The organism is Fulvivirga sp. AWR4_260, assembly GCF_056158185.1.
Window position 1 is genome coordinate 3,076,387 of the sequence record NZ_JBSWSU010000015.1, and the last position, 11,290, is coordinate 3,087,676.

At 35.6% G+C, this 11,290-nt stretch carries 7 protein-coding genes; 3 read left to right on the forward strand and 4 right to left on the reverse strand.

Going from position 1 to position 11,290, the window contains the following annotated elements:
• Window positions 1–131: 131 nt before the first annotated feature.
• On the reverse strand, window positions 132–578 hold the full coding sequence (locus ACXACQ_RS19325; RefSeq protein WP_474977631.1) for a hypothetical protein: 447 nt from the start codon (window positions 576–578) through the stop codon (window positions 132–134).
• 117 nt (window positions 579–695) lie between these two features.
• Between ACXACQ_RS19325 and ACXACQ_RS19330 the strand changes: the two genes are divergently transcribed.
• Together ACXACQ_RS19330 and ACXACQ_RS19335 are read left to right on the forward strand one after the other, a co-directional pair.
• The gene (locus ACXACQ_RS19330) at window positions 696–1,127 is read left to right on the forward strand and encodes a hypothetical protein (protein WP_474977632.1); all 432 of its coding nucleotides are present in this window, start codon (window positions 696–698) and stop codon (window positions 1,125–1,127) included.
• A 116-nt stretch (window positions 1,128–1,243) separates the two neighbouring features.
• Window positions 1,244–1,672, forward strand: a complete 429-nt coding sequence (locus tag ACXACQ_RS19335; RefSeq protein ID WP_474977633.1) for an arsenate reductase family protein — start codon at window positions 1,244–1,246, stop codon at window positions 1,670–1,672.
• A gap of 95 nt (window positions 1,673–1,767) precedes the next feature.
• On the opposite strand, the gene ACXACQ_RS19340 is transcribed toward ACXACQ_RS19335, so the two are convergent.
• Both ACXACQ_RS19340 and mscL read right to left on the reverse strand, forming a co-directional pair.
• Complete coding sequence (locus ACXACQ_RS19340; RefSeq protein WP_474977634.1) at window positions 1,768–2,601, reverse strand: CvfB family protein; 834 nt, start codon at window positions 2,599–2,601, stop codon at window positions 1,768–1,770.
• A 48-nt stretch (window positions 2,602–2,649) separates the two neighbouring features.
• The gene (gene mscL / locus ACXACQ_RS19345) at window positions 2,650–3,072 is read right to left on the reverse strand and encodes a large-conductance mechanosensitive channel protein MscL (RefSeq protein WP_474977635.1); all 423 of its coding nucleotides are present in this window, start codon (window positions 3,070–3,072) and stop codon (window positions 2,650–2,652) included.
• Between the two features lie 117 nt (window positions 3,073–3,189).
• Between mscL and ACXACQ_RS19350 the strand changes: the two genes are divergently transcribed.
• A complete protein-coding gene (locus tag ACXACQ_RS19350) occupies window positions 3,190–4,080 on the forward strand; it encodes a 3-hydroxybutyryl-CoA dehydrogenase (RefSeq protein ID WP_474977636.1) in 891 nt (296 codons plus the stop codon).
• A gap of 25 nt (window positions 4,081–4,105) precedes the next feature.
• Here ACXACQ_RS19350 and ACXACQ_RS19355 read toward each other — a convergent pair whose 3' ends face one another.
• Entirely contained in the window at window positions 4,106–10,858 is a 6,753-nt protein-coding gene (locus tag ACXACQ_RS19355; protein ID WP_474977637.1) for a S8 family serine peptidase, read from the reverse strand.
• Window positions 10,859–11,290 lie beyond the last annotated feature (432 nt).

Genomic DNA, 11,290 nt, shown 5'->3' on the forward strand with positions numbered 1-11,290 from the left:
AACACCAATTTTAACATTTATTCAAGCCTATGAAAGTAAACACCATCAAAAATATCTACAGGAAAAATTTAGAGAACCATTCATAACAACTTAAAAATCAATACATTATGAATGGACAATAAAATTTTGAATTAAGAAGAAATTCTATTCTTAATAAGAAGAGCAGGCAGCCCTATTACCCAAATAAAAATAAGACCCAGCGACACATATACTAAGTACCCAATGGTATCGTAGTTAAAGTGCTCGTTGCTATTTAAAACAGAAAGAAAAGCTAATGACACGATAAAAAAGAAGTTTAAAACTATAGCAAAACTTAACTGCCAATTTACAAGCATTATATTAGTGCCACTGTTTTTGTATCGCATAGACCTTGATACAGTATAAAGAGAAAAATTAGCTATCACTAAAATAGCAAGTGCTACATAAAAAAATTGCTCTCTTCCGATTGAGCTTAGTGGATTACCAAATTGATCGATGCTATACACAACATCTTCTGCTAACCCCGCATAAACATATAATAAAACACCTAGCCCTACTACAAGAGACACAAACCAAAATACTTTAATCAAACGCGTCATAAAATCATCTATTTAATGGCTGCTAAGTTATAGCATAATTTTTAAACCATGTACGCTTTATATAGACAATCGGTTTAATTAACGCTGTTAATTTTTTAAATTATAACTTTCTGGTTTATGAACTTACCAATCTTTTACTTTGTCACTTCTTTCATTAAATACAATGCATTTCTCATGAAGTATTTAGGCATATTTATACTATTAGTAGCTTTTACCTCTTGCAACAAAACTATAGACTTACCCAACTTTGACGAAAGCCTTTGGCAGGAAGATGTAAATGGATGTAATGGTCAAAGGGCTTTAATGCAACCTCAATTAGAAGAAGTAAAGAACATGCTAAAAGGCCTCAATCAGGACGAAATTGTAAATGTGCTAGGGAAGCCAGATAAAAACAACCTATATAAACGTAGTCAGAAATTTTTCTTCTATGAAATAAAAAATTCGCCTAATTGCAAAGAAAAAAGCGATTCGCAAGGCACTCATACTTACCTTAGCATAAGATTTAATGCCACTGGTTTAGCGAAAGAGGTACTAGTTTACAAGGATTAGAATTATTACAATTTAACTTTCTTTCTCAATAAAACAACACACAACAAGCTCATTTACAACAATTTACATTGATGTATTTTTTTATTATATTATGATACTTACCAAATCATACTATAATGAAAAGCCTACAATTACACCCTAATGAACTTTTACTAATATTTAATGATGCTTCTTTAAATTCAGGTAAACAAACTAGAGCCTACGCCAGATCCATCTCCCACAACGTTAATGAGCTTAACCTCGCTAATATGAAGCTCACCACCACACTATGGAAAGAAATTGTAAACTTACTGGAGCTTAAACCTAAAGACTTACTTAACAAATCTCACTCGGACTACCAAGCGAAAGTACGTGGCAATGCCTTTACCATGAATGGCTGGTTAGATGTACTCAATAACAATCCGCATTTATTAAAGGCACCTATTGCGGTTTATCATGATAGAGCTGTTTTATGCTTAAAACCTACTGATATATTAAGACTAGAAGTAAACAGCCGGAGTTCTGCGAAAATACCCCCTCATTTAAGAAGTAGGGTTATTGCATAGTATGGCATTGAATTATTTTCCGGCCTCAGGCTTTATGTCCATGTACGCATAATTGTATGTTAGCTCATTGTTTAAGGGCAAAAAAAAGGCAGTAATTAATTACTGCCTATAACTCTTATTCCTTCGTCTTCTATATTTATCAATTTACTTTTATAAAGACTACCTATGGCCTTTTTAAAAGCCTTTTTACTCATGTTAAAATTTTCAATAATATCTTCTGGTGAAGATTTATCGTGGTAAGGCAAAAAGCCTCCGTGTATCTTAAGTATGTTAAGAACGGTTTCACTATTCTCATCTATGGCTACTTTTCCTACTTTATTGATAGATAGGTCAATTTTACCATCTTCTCTCACTTTTTTCACCACCCCTTCTTTCTCATCGCCTATACGCAAATCTTCAAATACTTCATTTCTATAGATGAGGCCTTTATACTTATTATTTATGACCGCCATGAAACCTTTATCGGTAATACTGTAAATCATTAAGGCTACTTCATCACCCTCTTTTATTTCTTCATCAGCCTCTTGCAAGAAGGTATTGATCTTCCCTACTCCTATTAATCTATCTGATTTATAGTCAAGGCAAATTCTTACTACATACCTAGCTCCTTCTCTAAAGGGCACATGTTGTTCTCTTTTTGGCACGAAAAGATCCTTTTCAAGTCCCCAATCCATAAATGCCCCGTGATCATTTACATGTGAAACTTTTAGCACCAATATATCATCGAGCTGGCCTTTAGGCTTTAAAGTAGTAGCCAAAATACGGTCTTCAGAATCTCTATGTACAAATACATTGATAGTATCTCCTACCTGAAGATTTTCAGGAACATATTTTATTGGCAGCAATATTTCACCCCACTCAGAATTTAAATAAACTCCAAAGTCTACCTCTTTAGCTACCTCCAGATCGTAGTATTTACCTATTTCCATTCTGCAAAGCTAATAAAAGTAAATATGTAATGTGTTATGCAATTGATATTACACGTTGCTCGTATTTTGTTTTCGCAGTTCGTCTCTTATTTCTATAAGCAACTGTTCTTGGCTAGTAGGTGCTGTTTCGGCCGCTGCTGGCTCTTCTTTCTTCTTTTTCAAAAAGTTATTGTAAAGTTTAGTAAGTGCAAATACAGCCAATGCCACCACAAAAAAAGTAACTACTGTGTTTATAAAAGCACCATAGTTAATAGTAATTTGCTCCAAAGTGCCATCGGGCAATGTTCGTTCTCCTATCTTGTATTTTAGTTTTGAAAAGTCAATTCCTGCAACCATCTGCCCCACAGGAGGCATTATGATGTCATCAACAAACGATTTTACAATAGCCCCAAAGTAAGTGGCCAAAATAAGGCCTACTGCCAACTCTACTACATTACCTCTGGATATGAACTTCTTAAATTCTTTTAACATACAATCTTATATTTAAACAATAACACCATACTGACTATAACGGTTATACTTATGCAGTCACCTTCAAACTTTATATATTTGGGTAACGCTAATAATTGAATATAAACTTATCATCTCATGAAAAAAATAGCTGTACTAGGTTCAGGAACTATGGGTAATGGAATAGCCCACGTTTTTGCACAAACGGGCTTTTCTGTATCACTTATAGACCTTTCTCAATCATCTTTAGATAAAGCATTGGCCACCATAGAGAAAAACTTGGATAGGCAAATTAAAAAAGAACTTATCAGCGAAGCGGATAAAAGCAGCACGCTGAGCAATATTACAACCTACACCAACACTCAGCAAGGTGTAGCAGACGTAGATTTAGTAGTAGAAGCTGCAACGGAAAACACTGAACTTAAACTTAATATTTTCAAAGATTTAGACAGCTACTGCGCTGAGCACACTATTTTAGCTACCAATACATCGTCTATCAGTATTACTAAAATAGCTGCAGTAACTAAAAGGTCTGATAAAGTAATAGGCATGCATTTTATGAACCCAGTGCCGGTAATGAAACTGGTAGAGGTAATAAGAGGTTACAACACTTCTGACGAAGTAACTCAGCAGATTATGTCTCTCTCCGAAAAATTGGGTAAAGTACCTGTAGAAGTTAATGACTACCCTGGCTTTATTGCTAATAGAATTCTTATGCCTATGATTAATGAGGCTATCTATTCATTATATGAAGGAGTAGCAGGCGTACAAGAAATTGACACAGTAATGAAATTAGGAATGGCTCACCCTATGGGACCTTTGCAGCTTGCAGATTTCATTGGGTTAGACGTTTGCTTATCTATTCTTAAAGTATTGCACGATGGATTTGGCAACCCTAAATATGCGCCATGTCCTTTACTAGTGAACATGGTTGAAGCTGGACATAAAGGAGTAAAATCTGGCAGTGGCTTTTATAACTGGGGGCATGGCACCAAAGACTTGATTGTAGCTGATAGATTTAAAAAATAAAAAAGGGCCTTTCGGCCCTTTTTACTTATTCTTTAACTAACCTTTCGGTCACTATTTTGCCTCCCATCTGCACCTTTATCATGTATACACCAGGGTTTAACTGAGCAATACTTAAAATAGATGTATGATAACCACTTCCACTTTCTTTTATGGCTTGTAGCACCTGACCTTTACTGCTTACTACTTCAATTAATATATCTGATGCTGAGTCGTTTTGATAACTCAATGCTACAAACTGCTGAGCTGGATTTGGATACATTTTTAGAGAAAACTCGTTATTCAACACACTTTCACTGTCCGTATCCACTTGTACTTTTCTCGCCACCACATTATTATCTTGAATGGTAACCTCAAAATAAACACTAGCAGCAGCCCCATTGCCGTCTACAGCCACAATACTCACATAAGCCTTACCGGCATCTAAAGTCGAAAGATATAGGTATGTACCTACCACATTGGCTCCCAGAATATTAGCATTAGATGAAAACACAGAGTAGTTTAGCTCTTCTCTATCAGGATCATTAAAAAACTGTGACAATTCTATAGGGAAAATAGACTCTCCAAGCTGTACGGTTTGGTCTTCTGGCCACAATATCACTTCTGGCTCCCTATTTACATTCTTAACTTCAATAACAAAATCAAGATATCCAACATCACCAGCATCATCTACAGCCCCCACTCTAACTGGGTAATGACCTGACTGATAAAAGTTAGGTGTAAATTGAAGTTTAGTTTGACCGTTATCAGTATACAAATACATATTGGGCATTTGTGTACCTAAAATATACGAATCAATCGTACCATCATCATCTTTAGAGTTGATATCAATTTGAACCAGCTCTCCTTCATTCACAGTTACGGTATCAGCCACAGGCGGATCAAAGTAAGGAATACTGTTAACAGTAACGTCAAAAGGTTGCATTAATAACTCCTGTTCCGGAATATTGGTTTTTATAAGAAATTGACCTTTGTGTACCCCGTGTGATATATTCTTGGTGCTCAATTGAAGTTCATAATTGTTAGTTTCACCAGCTTTTATTTCACTTACTGGATGAGAGAAGTAAGCATATTTACTTTCTCTAGAATAAACTCCAATATTAAATACAGCATTAATTTGAGTTCCTAATTTAGAAATTGGCTTCCATACACCCGAGCCGATTTTCCACATATTAACTTCATCACTATCTACGTCCACTTCAGCATAACTATAACCTTGTGGATACAACATGTTTTTCGGAAACTCAAATTCAACCCAGAAAACTTCTCCTGCAGAAAAATGAATACTTTTATTCAGTGTTAAATAAAGGTACCCTCCCTGCTCTGCTCTTTCTTTAAAAGGCTGACTGTATAACAAATTACCTTCAGCGGGTGACGCACCTCCCGAATATATATTGATTTTAAAATCGGAGAGATTATCATCTGTTTTAATCCAATTACTGACATAAGAAAGTAAAAATCCATCCTTACCAGACACAAATTTAGCAGCGCTATAAAAAAAGTTGCCATTCAAGCCACTTCCCACATAGCTCAGTGGGCTCGAAGTAGTATAGTATAGAGAATCTGAACATGGAAGATTTCCTTGGTTATCAAAAGTAGTGTGAATATTCATATCCAATTTACTTCCACCGTCATTTAACACCGGGAAAACCTCAGTTTTAGTTTCGCTATTTTTTAGTTTATAATTATAATCATTATTTAATGAGAAGTGAGGAGCCTCTGCCACCCTAGCCAATAATGGCAGCTGAAAAACTTCACCAGTAGTACTCACCATAGTCATGAACCCAGAATAATCACCCATTTCTTCGGACTCAAAATTAATTTTGCATTCCATTTGATTAAATCCATCAATGCTGAAGCCATCTGTGTCAAACGAAAATGCATTGTTATCAAATGATATTTGATCTATCATCACCTCGTTAGCTGTTTCATTAGTAATTAACAGCGTCATTTCTTTAGATGCATTTCCATTATCTATATATATGGTTTCAAAATTCAACGTATCCTCAGAGTAGGTTAACTCATCTTTTAGGTCAAGAGTCACTTTTATAGGTATGTTGAAAGACTTAGCTAAAGGGTCATTAGACTGAATCCTTAAACTCCCATAGTTTACCCCGTTTTCTAATATTTTAGGATCCATACTAAGTTTAACCTTTTGTGATTTAGAGGCTGAGAGTTCAGATGAAGACGGTGGAGTAATTATTATACTCGTTTGATCTCCATTAGGTATATCAATTGAATGCCCTACTATTTGCTGAATATTAAATCCGTCCGATCCATCTTCATTGGAAATACCTATATCACAAGCATAATAAAGAGAGAAAGAAACTACATTTTTGTAATTAAAAACAATCTTTCCTGACGGATATAAAACCACCTGAAACGTTACCCTGCCCGATGAATAAATTCCTCCTTCTACTTGATTAAACTGAAATACAGTATATTCCTCATTAGAGTAATAATAAGCTTTACCATAATAAGGAGTAATTAAGTAATCCCAGCTCAACGCTTTTATATGGTTTTGGGCATATACACGCGGCTCATCCGCTCCAAAGTAAATATCACTATAGCTGGACACCCATAAAGAATCATAGGTTTTGCCATAAAAAGGAAAATCAAAGGCCATAGGTAACTTATATAGTTTTCTTCCTGCCACTTTACCTGAAAATATTAAGTCATCAGTAATATTTTCACCTATGGCAGAAATTTCTATCCAATTGTATTCTTGAAAATTATTTAACGAATTATGACTCCATTTATACCCAAAGCTATCTTTTCCCTCAAAAAAATCTTCTTTTTGGCGAGCTACTTCATTAGTTTCTTCTTCTATAACCTTAGCATTAAGCCAATAATTACCCGACATTTTGTAGCTCAACGGTGATCCTCCAAGGTTCTTAAAAGTTATAGTATCATATTTTACTCCTTTGGTTGTTATGGTATACTCTAGTGTATCAGTATTTACAGATATTTGCGGTGCTTCTATTGTGTTTGCTTTTAGGTCAAAGCTTGCTGAATGCATATTTTGCAATAAAACATTAAGGTAAGAACTCTCTTCTCCTATTTCTTCTGCTAAATACCCCACAATAAGGTTAATTGACCTCTGCTTTTTAATGATTTTTCCTGTATAATTTCCTTTTACTATAAAGTGACTATTCCCCACCTCTATAGTATCAATAATAGCATCCTTATTACCTCTATTAGTTACTAATAAGTCGTGCCATACAGTATCTTTCTCTAAAGCATTTTGCCAGTCCAGTCCATTTTTTATTTCTAAGTCGGCACTTCCATTCATTGTTAACCTTACTGGAATTGTCATGGTTTTCTTTTGTGGATCACTACTAGTTAAGCGAAGGTAATTGGTATGATCTCCATTATTTACGCCTTCAGAATTAACAGTAAAATTCACTGTAGCTGATTGCTGAGGAAGAATAACGCCTTCACTTGGTGATACTGTCTCTATAAAATTAAACCTATTAGGTGAAATGGCTATTGACATATGATCTTTCAACAATTTTCCCCTCTGCCTGTGCACTATAGTAAACCCATCAGTTCCATCAGCATTTTCAATACCCACTAAAGTTTCATAAACTTCATGTGCATTCTCTATTTCCAAATAATTAAAAACAATGTCACCTGATTTATATAAAATAACCTCAAAATTCGCTGGTATTAAACCTCCTCTTTCTCGTAGGTCCTGATACTGTACTATTAAAGAAGAATCTGTTTCGTAGTAGTAAATTTTAGTTGGAAACTCACCGTAACTATAATCAGGAGTTCTCATATCACCTCCATAAGGAGCTATAAAATTATCAGCATTGTCATTAGGGGTTGGTATAGGGTTACTCCAATCAGAATATGCTAATTCACCTGTATAATCGAACGCCAACACTCCATTATCTAGAATTGATACACGTGAGTAATTCTGACCATAGAATGGAAACTGAAAACCAAAATCGAGGAGATGACTATCTTGCGATTCAGAATAAAGTATCCGCGTACCAACTTGCGAGATATCTATCCAATTAAATTCCGGGCCTCCCTCTGATTGGCTATCTCGCCATCTATAACCAAAATCAAAATCAGTCCCACTATGTCCATCATTACCTAGAAGCTGATCTTTCAAAGTGGTGCTTTCAAACGAATAGCTTAAAGGATATGCTCCTTGATTTTTTAAAATTAGTGCCTCTTCAGTCGTTTCTTCATAGTTTAAATCTAGCGCATAAGTAGATTTATCAAGACCGAGCTTCGGTGGAGACATACCTACTCCTGCACCTGTTATTACATAATTATCCTGATCAGGTAACTTATTCCATAACTGGATTTCTTCCTGAATATAGGCTACTGATTTAGGGTGAAAATTAATAGGAAAGCTAGCTGTAGTTTTGGGAGCAACAAATATTTTGTCTTCACCCTTTAAGCTATACTGATTATTATCAGAAGTTACCTTTTTAATAGCTAAAGCCCCCATTCCATTGTTAGTAATTGTTAACATTTTAGACAGAGTGTCACCTACAAATACACTCCCAAACTGCAAAACGCTTTGCTCTATACTTACTTCAGGATTATGCCCCCTTACAGTCAAGTTGCCCGTAAGCTGCACAAACTCGTTATTAGGATCATTCGTTTCTAACATAAAACCTATTGTATACTTCCCATCTGGTAGGTCAACTGCTTCAAAAGTAAAATCGATATCTTCATAACTATTACTATGTATGTATACGCTAGTATTTACGTACCTCACCCAATGCATATCCAGTACATTGGGCGGAAGCTCATAACTTATATCTGAAAAGTTATCATAGTCCAATAACTTAACTTCCTTTAACTCTGCAGACAAGGGACTTCCGCTGGCGCCTTTATTACCAATAAGAAAGTCAATATTTATAGAAGGAGAGCGCGTAACGTTAACTGTGGCATTAAAATCATCATCATTACAATTAAATACAGGTGATTGAGACGATGGAGGTGTATATATAAAAAACACATTTGAAATGTCAGAAGCATTGCCATAAACATCTATACTTTTAATAGCAAAGTATAAGTGTCCCGCAGATAAAGCGGGGTTATCAACTAAAACCTGTACCTTTTCATCATTGGCATCAAAATCAAATACTCTTAAAATAGAAGCATTATTATAGTTCTCCGCAGTTATCTTATTTCTAGAATATCTTATTTCAAAATAATCAGGAATAGTATTTTCTGTGCTCGGTGCTGTCCAGCTCAACCTCAGCTTGCTGTATAAGAATTTATCCATTTTAAAATTTGTAATAGCCTCTGGCTTTCCTGAGATTTGACTATCCATAAGAGCACGGTAAGCATTCAACCTTCCTGAACCAGTGCCCTCCCCCAGTGATGAAACCCTATCTGCTGACCTCAACAGTTTTTCACGCACTTGATCCGGAGTAATGTTCCCAGCATACTTAGAAACAATAAGCGCTGCTACACTTGTAACCTGTGGACATGCCATAGAGGTACCCGAGAGTATTTCATAGTAATCCTCAAAATCTTCGTAATACGTGGAGGTACTCAAGATATCTACACCAGGAGCAGTTATATCAACATAATCTCCATAATTAGAAAAATCTGCTAGCTGATCATTTCTATCAGATGCCGCTACTGCTATGGTTCTATCATAAAAAGCCGGATAGTGAGCTGAAGATTCCCCATCGTTACCAGCGGCAAAGATGAGAATGCCACCCTGCATTGGTCCGTAAGGATCTCCGTTTTCATCATAACCGGCTTCAGCTATAAAATAATCTATTGCATCTAGCACCGATTGTTCATACGCTCCCGCTCTGGTATAACCCCAGCTATTTTGACTAATAACAGCCCCATTGTCAGCGGCATAAACATACGAATCTTCAATACCTCCTGAAGTGAATAGATCAAATATACCACAGGTCATTAATTGCACGCCAGTAGTTGCATCGCTACCGCCTGCAGCACTCATCACACCCAAGCCATTTAAATTTTTGGCTGCTACGGTGCCTGCCACATGTGTACCGTGCTCTCCCCCATTTATAAAGCTATGGTCTGTATTAGTAGAAAAGTTAAAGCCGTAAATATCATCGATATAACCATTATTATCATCATCGATACCGTTATCAGGTATTTCCCCCTTATTAATCCACATATTATCTTTTAAATCTTCATGATCTGTATAAATTCCAGTATCATGTACAGACACAATTACATCCTTGCTTCCCTCAATTAATTTTAGGGCCTTTAATAAATCGATGTCTGCATCGGGCAGTCCCCCATCTTGACCGTAATTATCTATAGCCCATTGATATGGCAGAAAAGGGTCAGTATCATTAGAGGAGTTGACAGTACCATTTGGTTCGGTTTTAATGACAGGTACCATTTGTTTGTCTTTAAAATTGTCAACCATTTGTACCTCAGGAAGAGATTCAAAGAGAGCCTTTAAATCTACATTAGGCGAAATTTCCGCTACTGATACTTCGTACCATAAATGGAGGCCATACTTTCTGTGCTTTGCCTCATATTTACCTGCTGGTCTAAAAACTCGTTCGAATTTGGTAATATCTACCTGCTCCGCTACCCGATTAATATTACTAAGGCCTGTTTGAAGAAATCCTTGTTTAGAATAAGTGAAAGCCGACTGCGTGAGTTTCTGTGCGGCATTTTCGGTGAGTTTAATTTTAATTATGGCACCATGCTCAACTCCCTGAGCAATGGCCATTTGGGCACAAAACAGTAGATATAACAAACCTACAGTTCCCACCCTGGTCAATGGTTTTAAGAAACTAATCTTTTTCAATCCGTTAATTGGTTAAGGTTAACAAATAAAATATGATAAAGCTCAATTACAGATCACCTCACTAATAAAGTATCCTTTATACTCAGTGATAAAATCTTTAGTTCCTTATTTAGAAGTACGATCATTGTAATTAAAGCCAGTTTTTTTAAGATTTATAGACAATAAACCTCAAAATATAGAGAGAATATAACATTAGCTACATTCTAAAGACAACACTATAAAAATATACAATGCATTCATAAAATCATATGAAAAAGCCAATAAACCACATATTCAAAGGCTCAAGAAATGATACTTTAAAAAATAAATTAAATAGAATAAAATAATACTCTAATGGAACTGATGTATTTGAAGAGCGAAATTAGATAGGAATAAGACGATACAAAAAAAGCTACCTGGAATTCCAGGCAGCTTGTATTTTAAAGTATATGA

What these genes read in the sequence shown, in the direction of transcription:
- ACXACQ_RS19325 (WP_474977631.1), bottom strand. Translation starts at nt 578, where the DNA reads ATGACGCGTTTGATTAAAGTATTTTGGTTTGTGTCTCTTGTAGTAGGG.
- ACXACQ_RS19330 (WP_474977632.1), top strand. Translation starts at nt 696, where the DNA reads ATGAACTTACCAATCTTTTACTTTGTCACTTCTTTCATTAAATACAAT.
- ACXACQ_RS19335 (WP_474977633.1), top strand. Translation starts at nt 1,244, where the DNA reads ATGAAAAGCCTACAATTACACCCTAATGAACTTTTACTAATATTTAAT.
- ACXACQ_RS19340 (WP_474977634.1), bottom strand. Translation starts at nt 2,601, where the DNA reads ATGGAAATAGGTAAATACTACGATCTGGAGGTAGCTAAAGAGGTAGAC.
- mscL (WP_474977635.1), bottom strand. Translation starts at nt 3,072, where the DNA reads ATGTTAAAAGAATTTAAGAAGTTCATATCCAGAGGTAATGTAGTAGAG.
- ACXACQ_RS19350 (WP_474977636.1), top strand. Translation starts at nt 3,190, where the DNA reads ATGAAAAAAATAGCTGTACTAGGTTCAGGAACTATGGGTAATGGAATA.